Here is a 23,125-nt window from a genome sequence, read left to right on the forward strand (position 1 = left end):
GGTGCTACAAGGTCCCGGCACCTGATCCTCGACCCATGCGACCTGTGCACATAGCCCTCGCCGTGCTGGTCACGGCCCTGTGGGGGGTCAACTTCGTGGTCATCGAGGTGGGCCTCGACCACTTCCCGCCGCTGCTCTTCTGCGCCCTGCGATTCCTGGTGGCCGCGCTGCCCGCCGTCTTCCTGGTCGGCCCGCCGAGGGTCGCCTGGCGATGGATCCTGGGGGTGGGGCTGGCCCTGGGCGTGGCCAAGTTCGGGCTGCTGTTCATCGGGATGCACGAGGGGATGCCCGCCGGGCTGTCCTCGCTGGTGCTGCAGATCCAGGCGGTGTTCACCGCGCTGTTCGCGGCCGTCGTGCTCGGCGAACGCCCCGGTCGGCGGCGGCTGCTGGGCATGGCCGTCGCCCTCGCCGGGATCGCGGTGGCCGCCGTGGACGAGGGCACCTCGGGGCCGCTCATCGGCTTCGTCCTCGTCGTCGCGGCGGCCGCCTTCTGGGGCGTCTCCAACGTCCTCACCCGCAAGGCGGCGCCGCCCGATGCCCTGAACTTCATGGTGTGGGTGAGCGTGGTGCCCGTACTGCCGCTGCTCGGGCTCTCGCTGATGTTCGAGGGCGCGCGGCCCGATCTCGACGCGCTGAGCAGGCTCGACTGGGCCGGAGTGGGCGCGATCGTCTACGTCGCCTGGGTCACCACCGTGTTCGGCTTCGGGGTCTGGGGCTTTCTGCTGCGCACCTACGACGCCTCGACGGTCGCGCCCTTCTCACTGCTGGTGCCGGTCTTCGGGATGTCCTCGGCGGCGCTGGTGCTGGGGGAGGGGATCAGCGCAGCGCGCTGGCTGGCGGCGGCGCTGCTGGTGGGCGGCGTGGCCCTGACCTCGCTCCCGCGCATCCGGGCACGGCGCCTCCGGCGCGGCGGCGGGGTAGCGGTCAGCCCTCCCGAAAAGGCCGCGACGGGACTCCGTTGACCGTGGTGCCGGCCTGCGCCAGGTTGACCCCGCTGGTCTCCAGGAAGCCCAGCGGGAAGGGCAGCTCCGGGGCCGTCAGAGCGCCGAGCGCCGACACCTGCGCGTCGGAGAGCTCGACGGACAGGGACACGAGATTGCTGTGCAACTGGGCGAGGTCGCGGCAGCCGTTGATCGTCGAGGTCACCTCCGGCCGACGGCGGACCCAGGCGATGGCCACGGCGGAGACCGGCACATCCTGCTCCTGCGCGATCTGCCGCAGCAGGTCCAGCAGGGCGAAGGTGTTCTCGGTGAGTTGCTCCCCGGTGGTCCCCCACTCCGCGCGCCCCGCCCCGGCCGGCTTACGGGGCGTACGGGACTGGACCAGGTGTCAGCCTCCGTCCGCCGACCCCGTACGGTGAATGCCCCGCAGTCCGGATTTCCTTCGCGAGAGTACGCACATGCTCGGCCAACAGGGCATCGATCCTCTGTCGCACGTTCTCGACCTCACCGGAGCCCGGTGCGACCTCACCGGCCGGCTGGTGGCGAGCGGCCCCTGGGCGCCGGTCGTGCGGTCCGTCCCGCCCGGCCTCAGGCCGCGTCGGTCAGCAGACGTAGGAGGTGCTCCCGGCCCGGGGCCAGCAGCTCCGGGAACTCCCGGGCCTGCGGATACCACCGCTTCTCGTACTCCCAGCACAGCCAGCCGTCCCAGCCCTCGCGGCTGAGCAGCTCCACGCACTCGGTCAGCGGCAGCACCCCCTCGCCCAGCGGCAGCGGGGTGGTGTCATCGGCCGAGGCGATGTCCTTGACCTGGACGTAGCCCAGATGCGGGAAGAGCGCCGGATAGCTGGTGGCCGGGTCCTCACCGCCCAGCCAGGTGTGCATCACATCCCAGATCGCCCCGACGTTGCCATGGCCGACGAGCCCGAGGACGCGGGCCGCGTCGGCGCCCGTCCGATGCGAGTCGTGGGTCTCCAGCAGCAGCCGTACCCCGAGGTCGGCGGCGCGAGGAGCGGCCGCCGCGAGCCGCCGGGCGGCCGTGGCGTCGGCCTCCTCCGGGCTCTGGTCCCCGCCGCCGGGGAAGACCCGGACATGGCGGGCGCCCAGGTCGTGGGCGAGCTCCAGCAGCTCCCGCAGCCCGGCCAGCACCGGCTCGTCCGGCCCGGCCTGGGCGGCGCGCACATAACCGGCGACGGTGAGGATCTCGATCCCGGCGTCCCGGAACTCCGCCACCACCCGGGCGCGTTCGTCCGCCCCGATGCCCGGGTGCACCGGCTCCTCGGGGTGGGCGCGCAGCTCCACGCCGTGGTACCCGGTCCCGGCGGCGAGCCGGGCGACGTCGGACATGGGCATACCGGGGACGCCGAGAGTGGAGAAGGCGAGCTTCATGCGGGCTCCCTTGATGGGGGTCGTGCGGTTCGTGGGGATCTTCCTGCCCTTCATCCCGGACGCTAAGCAGGGGCATGAGTCGGGTCAATCCTGACCTCACGCCTACGGCGTGTCCCGGCGGGTAGCCAGGCCGTGGCCCCACCACCCGGGCCTGCGGGCGCCCGGTACCACGGCCACTTCGCCGACCGGACCGCCGAAACCACCAGCCGGTGCCCCGTGGGTCGGCCGCTTCACCGGATCGGCGTGTCCGTTGACCCCGTGGGGAATTCCTCGATGCCGAGTACCTGAAGAAGCTGCAGCCGCTCGCGGGTCTCGGCGTCCGCCGGGGTGAGGACCAGCAGCAGCTGGCCCTGGTCGGGAGTGACCAGGGTTTCGCAGTCCAGCACCAGGCGGCCCACCCGCGGGTGCAGCAGGGTCTTGCGGTCGGCGCGCCGGACCGCCACCTCGTGCTCGGCCCAGAGCCGGCGGAAGTCGGCGCTCGCGGTCCGCAACCGGTCGATGAGTCCGGTGACCGTGGGGTCGCCGGACCGGCGGCCGGCGGCCGCGCGCAGGTCGGCCACGAGCTGGCGGGCGTGGCGCTCCCGCTCCTCGGGCGGGGCGACGGCGCGTTCAGCGGGGTCGGTGAACCATCGGTAGGCGATGTAGCGCCGGTCGCCGGCGAAGCCGGTGTGGTCGCCGGTCAGAAGGACGGCCGCACGGTTCTGGGCGAGGACCTCGCCCAGGTCGGACAGGACCAGGGCCGGGTTGTCGCCGAGCAGGTCGAGCATGCGTATCAGACCGGCGCGCGCCAGGCCGGCCACCCCGTCCGCGGGCGGGGGCTGGTGGCCGGCCAGGTGGAACAGGTGGTCGCGCTCGTCCTCGGAGAGGCGCAACGCCCGGGCCAGCGCGCCGAGCAGCTGGGGCGAGGGCTGACTGCTGCGGCCCTGCTCCAGGCGGACGACGTAGTCCACCGACATGCCCGCGAGCATGGCCACCTCTTCCCGGCGCAGGCCGCTGGTCCGGCGCCGGGGGCCGTCGGTGATGCCGACCTCGGCCGGGCGGATCGCCTCGCGGCGGCGGCGCAGGAAGTCGGCGAGCTGGTCACGTTCCATCTCCCCAGGGTCCCTCGCGGCGGGCGAACCATCCAGGGAGCGGCTCTCCCCTGATGAACGCTCCGCTCCCATGGGGCGCGGCGCGGGCGCAGGGTGGGTGACAGATCGACGACGAAGGAGAACGCGATGCAGACGCGAACCCTGGGCAGCACCGGCCCGGCCGTTTCCACCTTGGGCCTGGGCGCGATGGGCATGTCGGGCGCTTATGGCGCCGCCGACCGCACGGAAAGTATCGCCACCGTGCACGCCGCGCTGGAGGCCGGCGTCACGCTGATCGACACCGGCGACTTCTACGCCATGGGCCACAACGAGCTGCTCCTCGCCGAGGCGCTGCGCGGCCGCGATCGCGACAGCTACACGCTGAGCGTCAAGTTCGGCATGCTGCGGGGGCCGGGCCCCGGGGCCGGTGGGCATGACGGCCGTCCCGAGGCGGTGAAGAACTTCCTGGCCTACTCGTTGACCCGGCTGGGCACCGACCACATCGACATCTACCGTCCCGCCCGGTTGGACCCGGCGGTACCGATCGAGGAGACGGTGGGCGCGATCAAGGAGATGATCGACGCCGGGTACGTACGGCACCTCGGCCTCTCGGAGGTCGACGCGGCGACGATCCGCCGGGCGCACGCCGTGCACCCGGTCGCCGACCTGCAGATCGAGTACTCGCTGATCTCCCGCGCGGTGGAGGCGGACGTCCTGCCCACGCTCCGTGAGCTCGGCATCGGACTGACCGCGTACGGCGTCCTGGGCCGCGGCCTCATCTCCGGGCACTGGACCGCCGGCCACACCGCCGGCCCCGGCGACGCCCGCGCGTTCAGCCCGCGGTTCGCGAGCGAGAACGTGGAACACAACCTCGCCCTCGTGGACGCGCTGCGCCGGGTGGCCGAGGCGAAGGAGTGCACCGTCGTCCAACTGGCCATCGCCTGGGTCTGTGCACAGGGCGAGGACATCGTGCCGCTGGTCGGCGCCCGCACCCGCGAGCGGCTGGCCGAGGCGTTGCCCGCGACGGAGCTGACCCTCACCGCCGACGACCTCGCCGAGATCGAGAAGGCGATGCCACGGGGCGCGGCGCGCGGCGACCGCTACCCGTCCGCGTTCATGTCCAGCCTCGGCGTGGGGAACTGAGTCGGGCTCTCCGGCGCGCTCGCTCTGGCGCGGGCATGCGGTGGCGCTCGCTCAGCCCGCCTTCAGGCGCCACAGCGATGTGACCTCCGCCGCGCGGGCCGTGTGGAGGGGGTCGGTGGGGTCGGAGGCTCGGGGGTGGGTGGGGCGGATGTCCAGGCGGTCCGCGACCGTCAGGCCCGCCGTGGCGAAGGCGGCCAGGAGTTCGGCGCGTGGCCGCAGGCCGAGGTGTTCGGCGAGGTCGGAGAGGATCAGCCAGCCCTCGCCGCCGGGGGTCAGATGCCCGGCCAGCCCGTTCAGGAAGCCGCGCAGCATACGGCTGGACGGGTCGTAGACCGCGTATTCGAGTGGTGAGGAGGGCCGGGCCGGGACCCAGGGCGGGTTGCAGACGACCAGCGGGGCGCGGCCCGGCGGGTAGAGGTCGGCCTCGACCACCTCGACCCGATCGGACAGGCCCAGGCGGGCCGCGTTCTCGCGGGCGCACCCCAGCGCCCGCGCGTCCTGGTCGGTGGCCACCACCCGCTGGATGCCGCGCCGGGCGAGGACGGCGGCCAGGACGCCGGTTCCGGTGCCGATGTCGAAGGCCAGTTCGTGCGTGGGCAGCGGGGCCTCGGCCACCAGGTCGACGTACTCGCCGCGCACCGGCGAGAAGACCCCGTAGTGCGGATGGATGCGGTCCCCGCCCAGCGCCGGCACCTTGACGCCCTTACGGCGCCACTCATGCGCGCCGATCAGCCCGAGTAACTCCGGCAGCGAGATCACCGACGGGTGCCCGCTCGCCGGGCCGTACGCCTCGGCGCACGCCTGCCGTACGTCCGGCGCCCGGCGCAGCGGAATGCCGAAGTCCGGGTCCAGCGGCACCAGCAGCATGCCCAGCAGCCGGGCCCGCCGGGACTGCGCCTGGCGGTGCCGGTGGAACGCCTCGGCCGGTGACGCCGCCGGGCCCCGCCGCTCCTTGGCCCGGCGTGGGCCGCGGTCGATCCGGCGCGCCAGCGCCGTCAGCAGCTGACGGGCGCCCTGGTAGTCGCCGCGCCACAGCAGCGCGGTGCCCTCGCAGGCGAGGCGGAGGGCGGTGGCGACGGGCATCCGGTCGTCCGCCACCTCGATCCGCCGGGGCGGCGGCGCGCCGTTCTCGGAGCGCCAGTGGGCGGTCCGGGTCCGGCCGTCCTCGGTCCACTCGATGACCTGCTGGGTACTCAGGGGTACACCCTTTGCTCTTGTGCCGTTCCGACGCGCCGCACGGGTGCGTCGTGTGGACGTTCCTCGTGCGATGTCCGCGTGCTGTACGGGCCTGCGTATGCGCCGATCCTTCCCGTACGGGGCCCGCCCGCGCGAGCGGATTTCCGGTCGAGGTGACGCCTCGTCACCTGTGCGGCCGGGAAGGGCACCCGTCGGAGGGGACGCCGGTTGGCTGCTTGACGGCCGGCTCGGGGCGGCTCAGGACGCGCCGGCCGCTGTCACCTTGCCCTTCTCATCGGTGACGGCGGCGTCCAGGAGTGCGCTCGTGTCCGTCCCGAGGTAGACCAGGCTCTTCGAGTCGAAGACCCAATACCCGCTCGTGGTCCTGGAAGGCTTCGTGCGGTGGGCATATGTGAGGCCGATCCCGGTCCGGCCCGCGCCGTCCTTGACGTTCTCCACGACGCGGACGTCCGGCAGCTTGGCCACGGCACGGTAGAGCGCGGCATGGAGATCGGGCAGCAGGGTGGCCTGATCGAGGATCGCCCCGACGTTCTACGGGGTCCGGAGGGTGGGAGTTTGGCGAGCGCGGCCTGGTGTCTTCGCTGATCTGCGGCACAGCATGTTGTGCTCAGCGCTCCGCCGGATGTGCCATGACGCGTGCCGTCGTTCGTCCGCGGCGCCGTCGTGGCTGGTCGCGCAGTTCCCCGCGCCCCTTGGCGGCGCTGCTGAACCGCGCCCGACTTCACCAGGTCCGCTTGGCCGCGTACGGCGCATCCCCCGGACCGCAGGCCGTCAGCCGTGCGCCGAGCCCTGGAGCGCGAGCCGCCAGTCCTGCCCGACCAGGGGCGAGCCATAGCCGCGGTGCGGCTTCTCGGCGATCAGCTCGAACCCGGCCCCCTCGTAGATCCGGCGGGCGGAGGTCAGGACGTCATTGGTCCACAGCACGAGATCGCGGTAGCCCGCCGCGCGTGCGAAGTCGACGCACGTGCCGACCAGCCGCTCGCCGAGCCGCCGCCCCCGCGCCTCCGGTTCGACGAGCAGCAGCCGCAGCCGGGCCGTATCGGGCCGCTCGTCCCGGACGCACATCACCGACCCGACGGGGCGGCCGTCGAGCTCCGCGATCCACGCCCGCTCACGGGCCGGGTCATGGCCCGCGCCGAACTCCCCGACGATCCGGGCCACCAGGGCCTCGAACTCGGTGTTCCACCCGAACTCCCGGGCGTATACGGCGCCGTGGCGCTGCACGATCCAGCCCAGGTCGCCCGGCTCCAACCCGCGCAGCCGCACCTCGGGCTCGGCCGGACCGGTGAGCGCGTGCCGCGCGGTCGCCAGCGCCTCCCGCAGCCGCCCCAGCTCGTTCCGGGGGACCTTGGCCAGCAGCCTGGTCACCGCCTCGCGCGACCGCCGGTCCAGATCCTCCGCCGCCGCCCGGCCCTCGGCGGTGAGCAGCACCTCCTGGAAGCGGGCGTCGCGCTGGTGGCGCTCGCGCGTCACCAGGCCCCGCTCCTCGAACCGGCTCAGCGTCCGGCTCAGATGCGCGGCGGTGACGCCGAGGTGCTCCCGGAGGGCCGAGACATGGGTGCGCTCCCGCCGCGCCAGCTCGTAGAGGATGCGGGCCTCGCTCAGCGTGTACGGGGTGTTGAGCTGCCCGGGGTAGTCGAGGACGCCGATCAGGCGGGTGTACATCCGGTTGAAGTCGCGGACCTCGTCCACGGCCAGATCGAGATTGTCGCGCGGGCCCATCAGGCACCCCTCCGTACCCCTGTGTCGATTTCGCTTGATCTCATAGTTGCGCCAGATCAAGTATTTGGGAAGAGGGGGGTCCTCTCCCGGGGGAGGCAGATGTCGGTGGCGACCGCAACGCCAACGCGCTTCGAGTTCGTCCCGGCCTGCGGGGCGGGCGAGAGGCTCCTTCGGGTGCCCCACGCCTGCTGGGCTCCCACGGCTCCCCTCTCCGGGCGTACCGTGACCGAAAGACCTTCCGGTGGGGGGACAGATGATGAGCAGCAAGTCCATCGGTGACCGCCTCGGCGAACTCCGGCGCTACCGCGACGTCACCCAGGAAGAGCTGGCGGAACGGTCGGGCGTTCACGTCGACACCATCCGGAAGCTGGAGCAGAACGTCCGGCAGTCGGCGCGCCTGGGCACTCTCCGGAAGTTGGCGAGGGCCCTCGATACCGAGCTGGATCGACTACTGGGACAGCCCACCGTGACCACAGAACTCCCTGACGACGACGGCGGGCTGATCGCCTTGCGTGACGCCATCCAGGACATCAGCGCCCTGCCGGGTGTATCTGCCGACGATCTCGACGAGGATCCGCCTGCGGCAGACGACTGGATGCGTCAGGTCCGGGCGGCCACCACGCTCTACTGGGAAGGCGGGTACAGCGAGCTCGCCGGCTCGCTGCCGCTTCTGCTCCGTGACGGGCGTGCCGTGGCCCGGGAGGCGACCGGCTCGCTCGCCGAACAGGTCTGGAACCAGCTCGCGCTCTCGTACCAGCTTGCGGCCAGCCTCGCGACGCAGGCTGGTCATGTCGACTGGGCTTTCGAGGCCGTGGCGAAGCAGTTGCAGGCAGCCCAGCGCGCGTCCGATCCGCTGATGGAGGGGATGGGCGTCTCCACGCTGTCGTGGGTGCTGCTGCGGCAGGGCCGGTGGGAGGAGGCGCAGTCGGTCGCCGAGCGGAAGGCGGACGCGCTGGAGCCGTCCATGCGGCGCGGCACGAGCGCTCAATACGCGGTGTACGGCAACCTGCTGGTGGCGGCGGCCACGCCTGCCGCGCGCCAGGATCGCAAGGCCGACGCCGATCAGTACCTCAACTTCGCCGAGGCTGCGGCTGTCCGGTCCGGGGCCGTGCGCACCTACGGCACTGCCTTCTCTCCGGTCGACGTCAAGACGCAGATCGTCAACGTCGTCATGGCGGGCAGCGAGCCCGAGCCGGAGAAGGCGCTGGAAGCCTCCGAGGATGTGCGCCGCGATTTGATCAAGCGCCCGGTGCACCTGGCCGCCCACCGGTTGGACGTGGCCCAGGCTCAATATCAGATGGGCGACAACGAGGGAGCGCTGGACACGCTGCTGGAAGTGGAAGCCGACCAGCCCGAATGGATCCGGTATCAGATGCTCGCGCGGGCCACGGTCTTGGAGATGCGCGAGGAGGAGAGGCGGCGGAACACCCGGCTCCGGGGGCTGGCCGCCCGACTGGGGGTTGAGCCCGCTCTCTGACTAGGACGTGACGTCGTACTTGCTCCGGCATTGGGCCAGCGCCTGATGCGCTTCGTCACTGGGCTGTGATCGCACGCACACCTAGCGTGATCCACATCGCGGCGGCGTCGACCCTTGCTCCCGCCAGGAACCTGTTCGGCGCCGCCCCTCGCAGATCAGCAGGGGAGCCCGACATGACGACCAGAGCCTTACCGTGGACACCGCCGCCCGCCATGGATGTCCAGGCGTTACCCGCAGGCAAGTGGTGGGATGCCGTACGGGCCGCGCCGACCGTCGGGGAACGTGCCTTAAAGCTCCTCGGCGACGAGAACGGCGCCGTCATCCAGGACAAGTACGGCACCCTGTACTGGCTCGTCGCGGTGGGCTCGGCCACGAGCTGGCATCTGCGGCAGGTGCGGGTCCTGACCGAGCTGGCGGACGAGTGCAGCTACCTCGGCGTGCCGCCCAACTCCTGGACCACGCGGCCAGGCACCCATTGGCGCGTGCCGCTCTCGGTCGACCACTACCTGACCGACGCCTGGAAGCTGTGGGGAGCGCTGGCCGAGGCCGACCGCGTCGAACTCGGCCCCCTCCCACAGGGGCGCCAGACCTGCTACCGCTGCGAGCTGCCCACCGACGAGCCCGTCATCGTCGACGTCCAGCACGGCGGCAGCGGACCCGGCCGCACGGTGTACGCCTGCCCGACCCACGCCCTGGCCCACCGGCGCGACCCGGTCGCCGAGGCCGCCGCCATGCGCCGCGCCCGCGAACGGGGGCACACCCGGTGACGGAGGACGAGCGCACCGAGCGGGAGCGGATAGCGGAACTGCGGACCCCGGGCCGGAAGTGGGTCTTCGGCCAGCTCCAGGGCTGGAACTGCGCCCTGTGCGCGGCACGCCTCTACGCGGACCGGCCGATCTGCACGGTGGAGGTGGACTACGGCAGCGTCACCGAGACGTACCGGCTGTACGTCTGTGCCCCGTCGTGCGAGACGGCCCGCACCGCACAGCGCCCCACCCCGCCGGACGGCGACCACCCGGTGATCCGCGCGCCCCGCCAGCGGACCGGCGCATAGCCGGCCTCGTACCGAGGAGACCCGCCCCGCACGGAGTGCATTGCTCAGCCGCGTGGCGGGGCCGTCGAGGCGCGCGCCATCAGTTCGGCGCGGACCATCGCCACCCCGCCCGGCGGCTGCGGCTCGCGGCCCAGGGCCAGGCGCCCGGCCCGGGCGCCCGCCTCGTGCAGGGGCAGTCGCATCGTGGTGAGGGCAGGGACCGCGTCCGCGCTGAAGGGAAGGTCGTCGAAGCCCGCGACCGAGACGTCCTCGGGGATGCGCAGGCCCTGGTCGCGCAGGGCGGCGCAGACGCCGAGCGCGATGGTGTCGTTGGCGGCGACTATGGCCGTCAACCCCCGGTCGCGGCGCAGCAGTTCGAGGGTCGCGTCATAGCCGGAGGCCCGGTCGTACAGGCCGTGCACGGTCAGCCGCTCCATGTCCTGGTCCTCTCGGGCGGCGCTGAGCGCCGCCCGGTGGCCCTCCAGCCGGTGGCGGGTCGTGGTGCGCTCGGCGGGGCCCGCCACATAGCCGATGCGGCGGTGGCCGAGGGTCAGCAGATGTTCGGTGAGGCGGCGGGCGCCGCCGCGGTTGTCGAAGGTGAGGGTGGTCGCGTCCTCGATCGGCGGGCGGCCGCACAGCACCACCCGGGTGCCGGACGCGGCCAGCCGCGACGCCTTGGTGGCCACGGCGGCGGCGTGGTCGGGGTGCTCGACCGCGCCCCCGGTGAGCACGACGGCGGCGGCGCGCTGCCGCTGCAGCAGGGTGAGGTAGTTCAGCTCGCGCTCGGGCGAACCACCGGTGTTGCAGATGACCGCGAGCTTCTCGGCGCTCCGGCCCGGTTCGCCCGCCGGTGCGCCCATCTCGGCCTGTACGGCGCCCGCCATGATGCCGAAGAAGGGGTCCGCGATGTCGTTGACGAGTACCCCGACCAGATCGGAGGTGGCGGCGGCGAGAGCGCTTGCCGGACCGTTGACCACGTACTCCAGCTCATCGACTGCGCGCAGCACCCGGGTCCGGGTCGACTCCGCGACGGGGTAGTTGCCACTCAGGACGCGCGACACGGTGGCCGCCGAGACCCGAGCCCGTGCCGCCACATCGGCCAGGGTCACTGCCATGTTTCCTCCGTTGGATGGTCACCCGATGGTCACCTTCTGGGACACCGCGCGCACTGGTTGGCGCCCCCATGCTCTCACTCCATGAGCGGCGCGATTCTGCCGTCCAGGGTCTTGTCCTGTCATCCGGACCATGCCTAGGGTCCTCCCCAGCAAGCGCTTACCCCCGGCGAGGAGCCTCAGCCCATGGCCGCAGCAGCCACCGCCCGTATCCGTGCCGCAGTGGTCGGCACCGGAGCCATCGTCACCGGCAGCCATTTGCCCGCACTACGTGATCACGCCGACCGTGTGGACCTCGTCGCCGCCGTCGACGTGGCCGCCGATCGGCTCGACGCCTTCCGCGCCACGGCGGCCGAGGGGGGCGTCTTCGCCGTCACCGGCTACCCCGATGTGGCGGCCATGCTGGAGGCCGAGCGCCCCGACCTGGTCCTCATCGGCACCCCGCCCTCCCTGCACCGCGAGCAGACGGTGGCCGCGCTGAAGGCCGGCGCCTGGGTGCTGTGCGAGAAGCCGCTGTGCCTCTCGCTCGCCGAGTACGACGAGATAGCCGCGGCCGAGCGGGAGGCGGGCGGCCCGTACGCCTCGGTGGTCTTCCAGCACCGCTACGGCTCGGGCGCCGTCCACGCCCGCGAGCTCCTGGCCGAGGGCGCCCTGGGGCAGCCGCTGGTGGCCCACTGCCAGACCACCTGGCACCGCGACACCGCCTATTACGCGGTGCCGTGGCGCGGCCGCTGGGAGACCGAGGGCGGCGGCCCCTCCATGGGCCACGGCATCCACCAGATGGATCTGCTGCTCCATCTCCTCGGCGACTGGACGGAGGTCCGCGGCATGGCCGGACGGCTGATCCACGCGGTGGAGAGCGAGGACGTGTCCACCGCGCTGGTGCGGTTCGCGAACGGCACCATGGCCACCGTCGTCAACAGTGTGCTCTCCCCGGACGAGGTCAGCCGGATCCGTATCGACTGCGCGGACGCCACCGTCGAGCTGACCCACCTCTACGGCCACCGCAACGACGACTGGGTCTACACCCCCGCCCCGCACGTCCGTGACGAGCCCGCCCGGCAGCAGCGCTGGCGCACCCCGGCCGCCGATCTGCCCAGCTCGCACGGGGCCCAGCTGTCCGGGCTGCTGGACGCGATGCGCGACGGCGTACGGCCGCCCGGCAGCGGCCAGGACGCCCGCCGCACCCTCGAGTTCATCGCCGCGCTCTACAAGGCGGCCTTCACCGGGCAGCCGGTGCGCGCGGGCGAGATCGTGCCCGGTGACCCGTACTACGACGCCATGCACGGCGACCACCCCGACTGGGCGCCGAAGGCAGCGACCGCCACCACCAAGGAGAGCTGAGGCCGCCATGACCCAGCGCATCACCGTCACCCACACCCACGGCGAACAGATCTCGGTCGCCTCCGGCGGCGTCGAGCTGATGGCCTACGTCTACCGGCCCGACCCGGAAGCCTTCGAGGCCCGTAAGCCCTACGCCCACCCGCTGCGCACCCTCGCCGGAAACGCGGTCTCCGGCTACCGGCCCAGTGACCACCGCTGGCACAAGGGCCTGCAGATGACCTCCAGCCATCTGTCCGGCCAGAACTTCTGGGGCGGCAACTCCTACCTCGGCCCCGAGCAGGGCTACCAGCACGTCGAGGAGCGCGTCGGTTCGATGCGCCACGACGGCTTCGAGGAGTTCGCGGTCGCGGACGACCGGCTGCGCTTCGTGGAGACCCTCACGTGGGTCGCCAATCCTTCTGTACAACACAGCGGCGGCCAGGAGTGGGCGCGCGAGGTGCGCACCATCGAACTCCACTCGGTGGAACCGGAGGAGGGCACCTGGGCCCTGGACTGGTCCATCCAGCTCACCAACATCCGCGGCGAGGCCCTGCACTTCGGCTCCCCGACCACCGCCGGCCGGGAGATGGCCGGGTACACCGGGCTCAACTGGCGCGGCCCGCGCGACTTCACCGGCGGCGACGTGATCGGCCCGGACGGGCGCGGGGGCGAGGGCGAGAAGGGCGCCTCGGACCTGATGGGCACCCCGGCCGCCGAGGCTCCCTGGGTCGCGTTCACCGGTGAGCACGACGGCGTGGACGGGCACTCCACGCTGCTGTTCGCGCACGCGCCGGAAAACCTCGACGACACGGCCGCGATCCACGCCTCCCACTGGTTCGTGCGCTCCGAGCCGATCCCCTCGGTCGCCCCCTCCTGGGCGTTCTTCGAGGAGTTCGAGCTTCCGCCGGGGGAGTCCTTCGGCTACCGCTACCGGGTGGTGGTCGCCGACGGCGCCTGGGACCGGGCGCGCGCCGAGGGCTACCTCAAGAACCACGGGTGGTGAGCGGGATGGCCCAGTCGTCCGAGATGTTCGCCCCGCTGCCCGGTGGCGTGGGGATGTCCCACATCAGCGCGTACGAGTGGGAGGCCGCCGACGGGGTGTGCGGCGGCAGCCCCCATCTCCATCTGGCCTGCACCGAGGCGTATGTGGTCACCGCCGGACGCGGCGCCGTGCAGACGCTGACCGTCGGGGACGGCTTCACCGAGACCCCGCTGGAGCCGGGCGCGGTGGTGTGGTTCACCCCCGGCACGGTGCACCGGATGGTGCAGGGCGGCGGCCTCAAGGTGACCGTGCTGATGCAGAACAGCGGGCTGCCGGAGGCCGGGGACGCCGTCTTCACCTTCCCGCCCGAGGTGCTGGCCGACCCCGAGCGGTACGCGGCGGCCGCCGCGCTGCCCGCCAAGGAGGGGCCGGAGGCCGACGCGGCCGCCCGGCGCCGCCGGGACCTGGCGATCGAGGGCTATCTGACGCTGCGGGCCGCCGCCGAGAAGGGCGACGACGGACCGCTGCGCGCCTTCCACGAGGCGGCGGTGCGGATCGCCGGGCCCAAGGTGAAGGAGTGGGAGCCGCGCTGGCGGGACGGGGCGCTCGCCGCCGCGCGGCGCACCGGAGAGCAGCTCGCCGCGCTCGCCGCGGGCGACCCCTCGCATCTGGCCGAGGCGCGGGTCACCGCGACCGGGCCCAGTCGCCGGGGCGGCTACGGCATGTGCGGCCGCCGGGACGAGTACGAACTGCCCGGTGTCACTCTCCCGTACTACGGCGAGTAGTCGCCGTAGAACACCACCACGCACGCTCATACGCTCAACGGACAATTCAGGAGGGAGGTCGGCTCCGGTATGCGCAGAAACAGGACAACGGCGTCCTGCGCCCTGGCTCTCGTGCTCACGCTCGGGGGGACCCTCACGGGCTGCGGCGGCGACGGCGGCGGCGGCTCGGGCGGCAAGGTCAGCCTGCGGTTCACCTGGTGGGGAAACCCCGACCGGGCCGCCCGCACCGAAGAGGCCGTGGCGCTCTTCGAGAAGCGCCACCCCGACATCGACATCAGCACGTCCTTCGCGGGCTTCGACACCTACAAGGCGAAGCTGGCCACGCAGGCGGCGGGCGGCGACGCCCCCGATGTGATGCAGCTGGACTACCGGCAGATCAACCAGTACGCCACCTCCGGCATCCTGCTGAACCTCGGCAAACACCCCGAGCTGCGCACCTCGGAGATCGACAAGGGGCTGCTGGCCACCGGGGTGGTGGACGGCAAGCAGTACGCGCTCCCGGTGGCCCGCGGCACCGAGACGATGGCGTACGACGCCACGCTGTGGCGCAAGGCGGGCGTCCCCGCCCCCACCCTGACCTGGACCTGGAACGACTGGGCCGACGCGATGCGCAAGCTGGCGGCGTCCCCGGCGACGAAGGGGCGGGTCGGCTCCACCGACCCGGGCCAGAGCGAGGACGTCTTCGAGATCTGGCTGCGCAGCCGGGGCAAGTCCCTCTACACCAAGGACGAGAAGCTCGGCTTCACCGCCGACGATCTGACGCGTTACTGGGAGTGGTGCACGAAGCTCCGTAAGGAGGGCGCGGTCTCGTCCGCCGAGCAGACCACCCAGATGGACGGGACGGTGGAGAACACCCCGCTGGGCCGGCTGAAGTCCGTCTCCGACTTCAACTGGGACGCCCCCGTCAGCGGCTATTCGGCCATCGTCGGCGAGGGGCTGAAGCTGGCACCGTTCCCGGTCGGCGAGGACGGCACCCCCGGGCAGTACTTCAAACCGTCCATGTTCTTCGGCGCCTCGGCCAAGACCGGACACCCCAAGCAGGCGGCCCAGTTCATCGACTTCCTGCTCAACGACAAGGAAGCCGGCGCCATCCTCGGCGCCTCCCGCGGCATCCCGGCCAACGACGCCCTCCGGGAGGGCGTCCTGCCCAAGCTGGAGGGCTTCGACCAGGTCATCTCCACCTACCAGAAGCAGTTCGAGGGCAAGCTGAAGGACCCGCCGCCCGCGCCGCCCAAGGGTGACACCTCCCTGCAGTCCACCTTCTCGCGCGACTACGACCAGGTCAGCTACGAGCGCATGTCGCCGCGCGAGGCGGCGGAGAACTACATCACCGAGGCGAAGGCGGAGCTGAGGCAATGACCGCGACCGCGACCCGCCCCCAGGACGCCGCGCCCCCCGCCACCGGCGGCAAGCGGGCGCCGAAGCGCGAGCGGCAGGGGGCCGCCTGGGTGTTCCTGTCCCCATGGGTGCTCGGCGCCGCCGTGCTGACCCTGCTGCCCATGGCCGTGTCCCTGTATCTGTCGTTCACCGACTACGACATGTTCGACGCGCCCCAGTGGATCGGCTTCCGCAACTACACGCAGATGTTCACCGAGGACCCCCGCTACTGGCGGTCGGTCATCACGACCCTGACGTATGTCGTGATCGCGGTGCCGCTGCAGCTCGCCATGGCGCTCGCCGTCGCCATCGCGCTGAAGTCGGTCAAGCGCGGCAAGGGCTTCTACCGCTCGGCGTTCTACGCGCCCTCGCTGCTCGGCGCGTCGATGTCCATCGCCCTGGTCTGGCGGGCGATCTTCAACGACGGCGGCTCGGTGGACAATCTGCTCTCCGGCATGGGCATCGACATCGGCGGCTGGATCAACAAGCCGGGCTGGGCCATCCTGTCGGTCGCGCTGCTGACCATCTGGCAGTTCGGCGCCCCCATGGTGATCTTCCTGGCCGGGCTTCAGCAGATACCCGTGGAGCTGTACGAGGCCGCGGCGGTCGACGGGGCCTCCTGGTGGCGGCAGTTCCGCTCCATCACCATCCCGATGCTCTCCCCGGTGCTCTTCTTCAACCTGGTGCTCCAGATGATCCAGGCGTTCCAGGTCTTCACCCCCGCCTTCGCGGTCAGCGCGGGCAAGGGCGGACCCGCCGACTCCACGCTGGTCTACACGCTCTACCTCTACGACCGCGGCTTCACCGCCTCCCATATGGGCTACGCCTCCGCCATGGCCTGGGCGCTGCTGCTGGCCATCGGCGTCGTCACCGCGGTGCTCTTCCGGACCTCCCGGGCCTGGGTCTTCTACGCCAACGACAACACCGAGGGGGGCCGATGACCACCGCCCCGATCTCCACCGCCCCGGTCACCCCGGCGGCGCGGCGGCGGCCCGCGGGCCGGATCGCGCTGCACGCCTGCCTGATCGCCGTGCTGCTGGTGATGCTCTATCCGCTGGCCTGGCTGCTGGCGACCTCGTTCAAGCCCGCCGACGAGGTCATCGCCAGCCTCAAGCTGCTGCCCAGCCACTTCGAATGGAGCAACTACTCCACCGCCCTGGACGGGGTGAACGAGGTCAGCGTCGGACGGCTGCTGTGGAACTCGCTGCTCATCGCGTGCGGTGCGGTGCTCGGCAACGTCATCAGCTGCTCGCTCGCCGCGTACGCCTTCGCGCGGCTGCGGTTCAAGATGCGCGGTCCGCTCTTCGCGTTCATGATCGCGACGATCATGCTGCCGCACCACGCCATCCTCATTCCGCAGTACATCATCTTCAACCAGCTCGGCATGGTGAACACGTACTGGCCGATGATCCTGCCGAAGTTCCTGGCCACCGACGCCTTCTTCGTCTTCCTCATCGTGCAGTTCATGCGCGGACTGCCGCGTGAGCTGGAGGAGGCGGCGCGGATCGACGGCTGCGGGCCCTTCCGCTCGTTCTTCAGCGTCATCCTGCCGCTGACCCGGCCCGCGCTGATCACCACCGCGATCTTCACCTTCATCTGGACCTGGAACGACTTCTTCACCCAGCTCATCTATCTCTTCGAGCCGGAGAAGTTCACCCTGACCCTGGCCCTGCGGTCCTTCGTGGACGCCTCCAGCCAGTCGGCCTTCGGCCCGATGTTCGCGATGTCGGTGTTCGCGCTGCTGCCCATCGTGCTCTTCTTCCTCGCGTTCCAGCGGTTCCTGGTCGAGGGCATGGCCAGCTCCGGACTGAAGGGGTGACCGGCCATGGACACCGCCACCAAACGTGAGCCCGGCGAGCTGTTCGGCCCGCGCTTCGCGCTTTTCGCCGACGTCCTGGCGGTGGGCCTGGCCGCGGCTGCCGCCTCGCTGCCGCTGATCACCGCCCCGGCCGCCATGTCCACGGCCTGCGCGGTCCTGGACCGGCGGGTGCGCCAGGACGCGCCCACCACGGCGGGCGGCTACCTCCGCGCGCTGCGACAACGGCTGCGCACCGGCGATCTGCTGGCCGGGGCGGGGGTGCTGGCCGGCGGCGTCCTGCTGCTGTTCAACGCGCTCGCGGCGGGCGCGGGGCTGCCGGGCGCGGTGGTCTTCCGGCCCGCACTGCTCGCCGTGGCCGGACTGCTCGCCGTCGTCTATCTGCGGGCCTGCGCCCGCCCCGAGTCGGCGACGAGCTGGCGTACCGCGCTGCGCTCGGCGGCGTACGACAGCGTGCGCAGGCCCCGGGCGAGCGCCGTGCTGCTGCTGGCCGTCGCCACCGCCGCGGTCTGCGCCTGGGCCTATCCGCCGCTGCTCTTCCTCGTCCCCGGCCCCCTCGCGATCGCCGCCAGAGCCACGGAGCACCATCTATGAGAGCCACGGAGCACCACCTATGACACCCCTGCCCCGCCGTCACTTCCTCGCCGGGACCGCCGTCGCGGGCGGGCTGCTGGCCGTCGGCGCTCCGGGGGCCGCCTCGGCCGCGGGCCGGGTCGACAAGCCGTTCCTGGCCCTGCTCACCGAGGCGGCCGACGCCCGGGTGGCCGAGGTCGTGGACGGGCTCGACGCGGTCCTCGACCAGTTGAACAACCTCGGCCAGGCCCGCCCCGCCGCCCGGAGTCTGCGGCTGCTCACCTCCGTCCACGTGTGGGGCGACGCCGCCCACCACCACGACGGCGCGCTGATCGCGCCGATGACCCGGCTCGTGGCCGCGCTGGCCGCCGCCCAGTTCGACGACGGCCTCTACGACCAGGGCGCGGTCCACTCGCCCCCGGACACCGCCTTCTCGATCGTCGATCTGGGCCTGGTGTACGGCCTGCTGGACGCGGACGGGCACACCGGCACCCGGGCGATCCGCGCCACTTTGAAGACGGTCCTGCTCAAGGCGGGCAAGGGCCTGTCCACCGGCGGGGTGCACACGCCCAACCACCGTTGGAAGGTGTGCGCCGCGCTGGCCCGGATCAACTCCTTCTGGCCCGACGCGCGCTACACCCGCCGTATCGACGCCTGGCTGGCCGAGGGCATCGACCAGTACGACAGCGGCCAGTACAGCGAGCGCAGCGCCACCTACGCGCCCATCGTCACCAACCCGTCGCTGCTGACCCTCGCCCGGCTCACCGAGCGCCCGCGGCTGTACGACCCCGTGCGCCGCAACCTGGAAGCCACCCTTTACCTCCTGGAGCCAGGCGGCGAGGTGGAGACGGTGCATTCGCGCCGCCAGGACCAGAAGACCCTCAAGCATCTGTCCGAGTACTGGCTGCAGTTCCGTGCGCTGGCGCTGCGGGAGCGGGACGGGCGGTTCGCCGCCGTCGCCGCCACCATCCAGCGGCGCGGGGCGGACCAGACCTTCGACGAGACCCCGCTCGGGGACTTCCTGGCCGAGGTGCTGGACCATCCGGAGCTGGCGGCGCCGCTGCCCAAGGCCACCGGGGCGCCCGGGGAGTTCACCTTCCACGACCGGGACTGCGGGCTGGTGCGGATCGCGAAGGGGGACACCCGGACCACCGTCTTCGGCGGCACCGACTTCCCCGACGTCCACGCGATCTCCTCGGGCCTGTCCACCAACCCGACGTTCTTCAAGTGGCGCAAGGGCGCGGCCATCCTGGACTCGCTCCGGCTGTCCCCGCAGTTCTTCTCGCTCGGCCACTTCCGGGCCGAGGACGTGGAGGCCACGGCGGACGGCTGGCGGCTGTGGGCCGAGGTGCGGGCCGGATATCATCTGCCGCTGCCGCCCCAGCACCGCCGTCCCGACGGGCGGTATCCGCTGACGGACGACGGCCGGTTCTGGTCCGCGATGGACTTTCCGCACCGCCCCAAGGAGTGGCGCACCCTGCGCACCGAGGTGCGGATCGCGGCGGCCGACGGCGGCTGGAACCTGGACGTCGAGATCGGCGAGTCCGAGGTCCCGTTCGCCCTCGAACTGTGCTTCCGCAGCGGCGGAAAGCTGACCGGGGTCGACTCCGTGCCCGGCCAGAAGGACACGTATCAGCTGGTCAAGGGGTACGGGACGTATGCGGCGGGCGGCGACGTGATCACCTTCGGGCCCGGCAACGGCAGCGGCCCGCGCCAGCCCGCCGTCGTGGACTCCGGCGAGCGCTACAGCTGGATGGGCGGCGATCTGACCCCGGCGGGACAGCGGGTCCTGATCACCGGGCGTTCGCCCCTGCGCTATCGGCTGACGCTGCGCTGAAGCGCTGACTGTCCCGCGTTCGCCTCCGTGTTCGCTCTGTACAGGGGCGGGGCGGGGCGGTTAGCGTTAGTGCTTAGAAAGCGCTTACTGTTACTCGCGGTGAGGAGAAGAACCCACGTGACACGCAAGACAGTGCGGATCGCCATGAACGGTGTGACCGGCCGGATGGGCTACCGCCAGCACCTCGTCCGCTCTCTCCTCGCCCTTCGCGAACAGGGCGGCCTGGACCTCGGCGACGGCACCGTGCTGTGGCCCGAGCCGCTGCTCGTCGGCCGCCGGGAGCACGTGCTCAAGGAGATGGCCGAACGCCACGGCCTCGACCCGGTCGCGGACGTCTCGACCGATCTGGACGCCGTGCTCGCGGACGACCGCGTCGACATCTACTTCGACGCCCAGGTCACCGCCGCCCGCGAGGAGGCCATCAAGAAGGCCGTCGCGGCGGGCAAGCACATCTACACCGAGAAGCCGACCGCCACCGGACTGGCGGGCGCCCTGGAGCTGGCCCGGCTCGCCGAGGCGGCGGGCGTCAAGCACGGGGTCGTCCAGGACAAGATCTTCCTGCCGGGGCTGCTGAAGCTCAAGCGGCTCATCGACGGCGGTTTCTTCGGCAGGATCCTCTCCGTGCGCGGCGAGTTCGGCTACTGGGTCTTCGAGGGCGACTGGCAGAGCGCCCAGCGGCCCTCCTGGAACTACCGGTCCCAGGACGGCGGCGGCATCGTCGTCGACATGTTCCCGCACTGGGAGTACGTGCTGCACGAGCTGTTCGGCGCCGTGCGCACCGTCCAGGCGCAGGCCACCACCCACATCCCGACCCGCTGGGACGAGCAGGGCAAGCCGTACGAGGCCACCGCCGATGACGCGGCCTACGGCGTCTTCCAGCTCGAGGGCGGCGCCATCGCCCAGATCAACTCCTCCTGGGCGGTCCGGGTCAACCGCGACGAGCTGGTCGAGTTCCAGGTCGACGGCACCGAGGGGTCGGCCGTCGCGGGGCTGCGCAACTGCCGCGCCCAGCACCGCTCGGCCACCCCCAAGCCGGTCTGGAACCCCGATCTGCCCGCCACCGAGTCCTTCCGCGACCAGTGGCAGGAGGTGCCGGACAACGAGGAGTTCGACAACGGCTTCAAGGCACAGTGGGAGCTCTTCCTGCGCCATGTCGCGCTCGACGAGCCCTGGCGCTGGGACCTGCTGGCCGGGGCGCGCGGCGTCCAGCTCGCCGAGCTGGGCCTGAAGTCGTCGGCCGAGGGCCGCCGCCTCGACGTACCGGAGCTGAGCCTGTGACCGTCCACCTCCCCGCGCCGGGCGGCACGAACCGCCCCTACGAACCCCGCACCGAGCCGCTGTCGCTCACCCCCGGGGCCCCCTTCACCTCCCGCGTCGTCTTCTCGGCCGCCCATGTGGTGGCCGACCCGTACGCCGATGTGACCCCCGACAGCCCGGCCGCCGTCGACTGGGACGCCACCCTGGCCTTCCGCCGTCACCTGTGGTCGCACGGGCTGGGCGTGGCCGAGGCCATGGACACCGCCCAGCGCGGCATGGGCCTGGACTGGGCGGGCGCCGCCGAGCTGATCCGCCGCTCGGCGGCCGAGGCGAAGGCGGTCGGTGGCCGGATCGCCTGTGGCGTCGGCACCGACCAGCTCTCCACCACCGAGATCGGCTACCCCTACAGCGTGGCCGAGGTCCGGGCCGCCTACGAGGAACAGCTGGCCGTCTGCGAGGAGTCCGGCGCACAGGCCATCCTGATGGCCTCGCGCGCCCTGTGCGCCGTGGCCAAGGGCCCCGAGGACTATCTCGAGGTCTACGGCCATCTGCTCCGCCAGTCCGCCGAGCCGGTGATCCTGCACTGGCTGGGCCCGATGTTCGACCCGGCGCTGGAGGGCTACTGGGGCAGTACCGACCTGGACGCCGCCACCCGTACCTTCCTCGACGTGATCGCCGCCCACCCCGACAAGGTCGACGGCATCAAGGTCTCCCTGCTGGACGCCCAGCGCGAGATCGACCTGCGGCGCAAACTGCCGGACGGGGTGCGCTGCTACACGGGCGACGACTTCCACTACCCCGAGCTGATCGAGGGCGACGACCGGGGCTTCAGCCACGCCCTGCTCGGCATCTTCGACCCGCTGGGCCCGCTGGCGGCCGAGGCCGTGCGCAGGCTGGACACGGGTGACGCCGCCGCCTTCCGGGCCCTGCTGGACCCGACGGTGGAACTCTCCCGCCACCTCTTCCAGACCCCGACCCGCTACTACAAGACGGGCGTGGTGCTGCTGGCCTGGCTGGCGGGCCACCAGACGCACTTCACGATGGTCGGCGGCCTCCAGTCGGCCCGTTCGCTGCCGCATCTGGCGCGGGCGTACGAACTGGCGGACGGGCTGGGCCTGTTCCCGGACCCGGCGCTGGCGGAATCCCGGATGAAAGACCTGCTGTCCGTGTACGGAGTCACCCGATGAGCGCCTTGTCCCGGCTGAGCCTCAACCAGGAAACGATCAAGCAGTGGTCGCTGCCCGAGCTGGCGGAGGGCTGCGTCAAGGCGGGCGTCACGGGCGTGGGCCTGTGGCGCGAGCCGGTCCAGAAGTACGGCGTGGAGGCGGCCGCCGAGCTGGTGCGGGGCGCGGGCCTGACCGTCACCAGCCTGTGCCGGGGCGGCTTCTTCACCGCGATCGAGCCCGAGGCACGCGCCACGGCACTTGCCGACAACCGTAAGGCCATCGACGAGGCCGCCACCCTGGGCACCGACACCCTCGTCCTGGTCTCCGGCGGCCTCCCGCCCGGCAGCCGCGACCTCTTCGCCGCCCGCGAGCGCATCGCCGACGCACTGGGCGAGCTGGCCCCGTACGCCGCCGACCACGGCGTCCGCCTGGCCATCGAGCCCCTGCACCCCATGTACGCCTCCGACCGCTGCGTGGTCTCCACCCTCGCCCAGGCCCTCGACCTGGCCGAGCGCTTCCCGGCGGACCAGGTGGGGGTGATCGTGGACACCTACCACCTGTGGTGGGACGACACCGTGGCCGCCCAGATCGCCCGCGCGGGCGCGGGCGGCCGCATCGCCGCCTTCCAGCTCGCCGACTGGATCACGCCCCTCCCGGAGGGCGTCCTCCTGGGCCGGGGCCAACTCGGCGACGGATCGGTCGACTTCCGCTGGTTCCGCGAACAGGTCGACGCCACGGGCTACACCGGCCCGATCGAGGTGGAGATCTTCAACCCGGACCTCTGGGCCCGGGACGGCGCGGAGGTCCTGGCGGAGGTCGCGGACCGCTACCGCGACCTGGTCCTCTGACACCCGCCGTCCGCTATCGCTACCTGGTCCTCCGACATCCGACGTCCGCCACCGACCTGGGCCGGGGGCACCGCCGCGCG

The 23,125-nt window shown here is 72.1% G+C and carries 23 protein-coding genes; 16 read left to right on the forward strand and 7 right to left on the reverse strand.

Annotated elements, in window-relative coordinates; all coding sequences use genetic code 11:
- The first annotated feature begins 35 nt into the window (after positions 1-35).
- Positions 36-962: an EamA family transporter gene (locus ACFYOY_RS35145; protein WP_351889012.1), complete on the forward strand. Its 927-nt coding sequence runs from the start codon at positions 36-38 to the stop codon at positions 960-962.
- Here ACFYOY_RS35145 and ACFYOY_RS35150 read toward each other — a convergent pair.
- The 3 genes from ACFYOY_RS35150 to ACFYOY_RS35160 form a co-directional block, all read right to left on the reverse strand.
- A complete protein-coding gene (locus ACFYOY_RS35150) occupies positions 925-1,326 on the reverse strand; it encodes an aldo/keto reductase (protein ID WP_351889951.1) in 402 nt (133 codons plus the stop codon). The two genes, ACFYOY_RS35145 and ACFYOY_RS35150, sit on opposite strands and share 38 nt — an antisense overlap.
- Before the next feature lie 203 nt (positions 1,327-1,529).
- Positions 1,530-2,327 carry a sugar phosphate isomerase/epimerase family protein gene (locus ACFYOY_RS35155; RefSeq protein WP_351889006.1) on the reverse strand — a complete coding sequence of 266 codons (798 nt, stop codon included), beginning with the start codon at positions 2,325-2,327 and terminating at the stop codon, positions 1,530-1,532.
- Between the two features lie 230 nt (positions 2,328-2,557).
- A complete protein-coding gene (locus tag ACFYOY_RS35160) occupies positions 2,558-3,418 on the reverse strand; it encodes a helix-turn-helix transcriptional regulator (protein WP_351889000.1) in 861 nt (286 codons plus the stop codon).
- A gap of 126 nt (positions 3,419-3,544) precedes the next feature.
- On the opposite strand from ACFYOY_RS35160, the gene ACFYOY_RS35165 reads away from it, so the two are divergent.
- Positions 3,545-4,540 carry an aldo/keto reductase gene (locus ACFYOY_RS35165; RefSeq protein WP_351888994.1) on the forward strand — a complete coding sequence of 332 codons (996 nt, stop codon included), beginning with the start codon at positions 3,545-3,547 and terminating at the stop codon, positions 4,538-4,540.
- Positions 4,541-4,591: 51 nt separating this feature from the next.
- On the opposite strand, the gene ACFYOY_RS35170 is transcribed toward ACFYOY_RS35165, so the two are convergent.
- The 3 genes from ACFYOY_RS35170 to ACFYOY_RS35180 form a co-directional block, all read right to left on the reverse strand.
- Positions 4,592-5,737, reverse strand: a complete 1,146-nt coding sequence (locus ACFYOY_RS35170; RefSeq protein WP_351889946.1) for a class I SAM-dependent methyltransferase — start codon at positions 5,735-5,737, stop codon at positions 4,592-4,594.
- Between the two features lie 237 nt (positions 5,738-5,974).
- Entirely contained in the window at positions 5,975-6,202 is a 228-nt protein-coding gene (locus tag ACFYOY_RS35175) for a hypothetical protein (RefSeq protein WP_351888989.1), read from the reverse strand.
- A 306-nt stretch (positions 6,203-6,508) separates the two neighbouring features.
- On the reverse strand, positions 6,509-7,459 hold the full coding sequence (locus ACFYOY_RS35180; RefSeq protein ID WP_351888983.1) for a helix-turn-helix domain-containing GNAT family N-acetyltransferase: 951 nt from the start codon (positions 7,457-7,459) through the stop codon (positions 6,509-6,511).
- 253 nt (positions 7,460-7,712) lie between these two features.
- Here ACFYOY_RS35180 and ACFYOY_RS35185 point away from each other — a divergent pair, with 253 nt between their 5' ends.
- The 3 genes from ACFYOY_RS35185 (at position 7,713) to ACFYOY_RS35195 (ending at position 9,990) form a co-directional block, all read left to right on the forward strand.
- The gene (locus ACFYOY_RS35185; RefSeq protein WP_388591505.1) at positions 7,713-8,936 is read left to right on the forward strand and encodes a helix-turn-helix domain-containing protein; all 1,224 of its coding nucleotides are present in this window, start codon (positions 7,713-7,715) and stop codon (positions 8,934-8,936) included.
- Between the two features lie 173 nt (positions 8,937-9,109).
- Positions 9,110-9,703 (forward strand): hypothetical protein, encoded by a 594-nt coding sequence (locus tag ACFYOY_RS35190; protein WP_351888973.1) that lies wholly within the window; start codon positions 9,110-9,112, stop codon positions 9,701-9,703.
- Positions 9,700-9,990, forward strand: a complete 291-nt coding sequence (locus ACFYOY_RS35195) for a hypothetical protein (protein ID WP_351888967.1) — start codon at positions 9,700-9,702, stop codon at positions 9,988-9,990. The genes ACFYOY_RS35190 and ACFYOY_RS35195 overlap by 4 nt, the downstream gene beginning before the upstream one ends.
- A gap of 44 nt (positions 9,991-10,034) precedes the next feature.
- Here the strand turns inward: ACFYOY_RS35195 and ACFYOY_RS35200 are convergent, their stop codons facing one another.
- The gene (locus ACFYOY_RS35200) at positions 10,035-11,084 is read right to left on the reverse strand and encodes a LacI family DNA-binding transcriptional regulator (RefSeq protein WP_351888964.1); all 1,050 of its coding nucleotides are present in this window, start codon (positions 11,082-11,084) and stop codon (positions 10,035-10,037) included.
- 183 nt (positions 11,085-11,267) lie between these two features.
- Here ACFYOY_RS35200 and ACFYOY_RS35205 point away from each other — a divergent pair, with 183 nt between their 5' ends.
- The 11 genes from ACFYOY_RS35205 to ACFYOY_RS35255 all read left to right on the forward strand — a co-directional run bounded on the left by ACFYOY_RS35205 (position 11,268) and on the right by ACFYOY_RS35255 (position 23,045).
- Positions 11,268-12,425: a Gfo/Idh/MocA family oxidoreductase gene (locus ACFYOY_RS35205; protein WP_351888958.1), complete on the forward strand. Its 1,158-nt coding sequence runs from the start codon at positions 11,268-11,270 to the stop codon at positions 12,423-12,425.
- Between the two features lie 7 nt (positions 12,426-12,432).
- Positions 12,433-13,407 carry a PmoA family protein gene (locus tag ACFYOY_RS35210; RefSeq protein WP_351888953.1) on the forward strand — a complete coding sequence of 325 codons (975 nt, stop codon included), beginning with the start codon at positions 12,433-12,435 and terminating at the stop codon, positions 13,405-13,407.
- Positions 13,408-13,412: 5 nt separating this feature from the next.
- Positions 13,413-14,171 (forward strand): cupin, encoded by a 759-nt coding sequence (locus ACFYOY_RS35215; protein WP_351888948.1) that lies wholly within the window; start codon positions 13,413-13,415, stop codon positions 14,169-14,171.
- Between the two features lie 69 nt (positions 14,172-14,240).
- On the forward strand, positions 14,241-15,530 hold the full coding sequence (locus ACFYOY_RS35220; RefSeq protein WP_388591509.1) for an ABC transporter substrate-binding protein: 1,290 nt from the start codon (positions 14,241-14,243) through the stop codon (positions 15,528-15,530).
- Positions 15,527-16,489 (forward strand): sugar ABC transporter permease, encoded by a 963-nt coding sequence (locus tag ACFYOY_RS35225; RefSeq protein ID WP_351888935.1) that lies wholly within the window; start codon positions 15,527-15,529, stop codon positions 16,487-16,489. Before ACFYOY_RS35220 ends, ACFYOY_RS35225 begins: the two co-directional genes overlap by 4 nt.
- Positions 16,486-17,367, forward strand: a complete 882-nt coding sequence (locus ACFYOY_RS35230) for a carbohydrate ABC transporter permease (RefSeq protein ID WP_351888929.1) — start codon at positions 16,486-16,488, stop codon at positions 17,365-17,367. Before ACFYOY_RS35225 ends, ACFYOY_RS35230 begins: the two co-directional genes overlap by 4 nt.
- Before the next feature lie 6 nt (positions 17,368-17,373).
- Positions 17,374-17,958, forward strand: a complete 585-nt coding sequence (locus ACFYOY_RS35235; protein WP_351888924.1) for a hypothetical protein — start codon at positions 17,374-17,376, stop codon at positions 17,956-17,958.
- Positions 17,959-17,977: 19 nt separating this feature from the next.
- Complete coding sequence (locus ACFYOY_RS35240) at positions 17,978-19,774, forward strand: hypothetical protein (RefSeq protein ID WP_351888919.1); 1,797 nt, start codon at positions 17,978-17,980, stop codon at positions 19,772-19,774.
- 117 nt (positions 19,775-19,891) lie between these two features.
- Positions 19,892-21,052: a Gfo/Idh/MocA family protein gene (locus ACFYOY_RS35245; RefSeq protein WP_388591512.1), complete on the forward strand. Its 1,161-nt coding sequence runs from the start codon at positions 19,892-19,894 to the stop codon at positions 21,050-21,052.
- Positions 21,049-22,218 carry a dihydrodipicolinate synthase family protein gene (locus ACFYOY_RS35250; RefSeq protein ID WP_351888909.1) on the forward strand — a complete coding sequence of 390 codons (1,170 nt, stop codon included), beginning with the start codon at positions 21,049-21,051 and terminating at the stop codon, positions 22,216-22,218. The genes ACFYOY_RS35245 and ACFYOY_RS35250 overlap by 4 nt, the downstream gene beginning before the upstream one ends.
- On the forward strand, positions 22,215-23,045 hold the full coding sequence (locus ACFYOY_RS35255) for a sugar phosphate isomerase/epimerase family protein (RefSeq protein WP_351888904.1): 831 nt from the start codon (positions 22,215-22,217) through the stop codon (positions 23,043-23,045). Before ACFYOY_RS35250 ends, ACFYOY_RS35255 begins: the two co-directional genes overlap by 4 nt.
- The last annotated feature ends 80 nt before the right edge of the window (positions 23,046-23,125 follow it).

The organism is Streptomyces sp. NPDC007875 (assembly GCF_042868035.1).
GTDB lineage: Bacteria > Actinomycetota > Actinomycetes > Streptomycetales > Streptomycetaceae > Streptomyces > Streptomyces antimycoticus.

Coding starts and splice junctions, on each gene's coding strand:
- ACFYOY_RS35145 (WP_351889012.1), top strand. CDS start 36: ATGCGACCTGTGCACATAGCCCTCGCCGTGCTGGTCACGGCCCTGTGG.
- ACFYOY_RS35155 (WP_351889006.1), bottom strand. CDS start 2,327: ATGAAGCTCGCCTTCTCCACTCTCGGCGTCCCCGGTATGCCCATGTCC.
- ACFYOY_RS35160 (WP_351889000.1), bottom strand. CDS start 3,418: ATGGAACGTGACCAGCTCGCCGACTTCCTGCGCCGCCGCCGCGAGGCG.
- ACFYOY_RS35165 (WP_351888994.1), top strand. CDS start 3,545: ATGCAGACGCGAACCCTGGGCAGCACCGGCCCGGCCGTTTCCACCTTG.
- ACFYOY_RS35180 (WP_351888983.1), bottom strand. CDS start 7,459: ATGGGCCCGCGCGACAATCTCGATCTGGCCGTGGACGAGGTCCGCGAC.
- ACFYOY_RS35185 (WP_388591505.1), top strand. CDS start 7,713: ATGATGAGCAGCAAGTCCATCGGTGACCGCCTCGGCGAACTCCGGCGC.
- ACFYOY_RS35190 (WP_351888973.1), top strand. CDS start 9,110: ATGACGACCAGAGCCTTACCGTGGACACCGCCGCCCGCCATGGATGTC.
- ACFYOY_RS35200 (WP_351888964.1), bottom strand. CDS start 11,084: ATGGCAGTGACCCTGGCCGATGTGGCGGCACGGGCTCGGGTCTCGGCG.
- ACFYOY_RS35205 (WP_351888958.1), top strand. CDS start 11,268: ATGGCCGCAGCAGCCACCGCCCGTATCCGTGCCGCAGTGGTCGGCACC.
- ACFYOY_RS35210 (WP_351888953.1), top strand. CDS start 12,433: ATGACCCAGCGCATCACCGTCACCCACACCCACGGCGAACAGATCTCG.
- ACFYOY_RS35215 (WP_351888948.1), top strand. CDS start 13,413: ATGGCCCAGTCGTCCGAGATGTTCGCCCCGCTGCCCGGTGGCGTGGGG.
- ACFYOY_RS35220 (WP_388591509.1), top strand. CDS start 14,241: ATGCGCAGAAACAGGACAACGGCGTCCTGCGCCCTGGCTCTCGTGCTC.
- ACFYOY_RS35225 (WP_351888935.1), top strand. CDS start 15,527: ATGACCGCGACCGCGACCCGCCCCCAGGACGCCGCGCCCCCCGCCACC.
- ACFYOY_RS35230 (WP_351888929.1), top strand. CDS start 16,486: ATGACCACCGCCCCGATCTCCACCGCCCCGGTCACCCCGGCGGCGCGG.
- ACFYOY_RS35235 (WP_351888924.1), top strand. CDS start 17,374: ATGGACACCGCCACCAAACGTGAGCCCGGCGAGCTGTTCGGCCCGCGC.
- ACFYOY_RS35240 (WP_351888919.1), top strand. CDS start 17,978: ATGACACCCCTGCCCCGCCGTCACTTCCTCGCCGGGACCGCCGTCGCG.
- ACFYOY_RS35255 (WP_351888904.1), top strand. CDS start 22,215: ATGAGCGCCTTGTCCCGGCTGAGCCTCAACCAGGAAACGATCAAGCAG.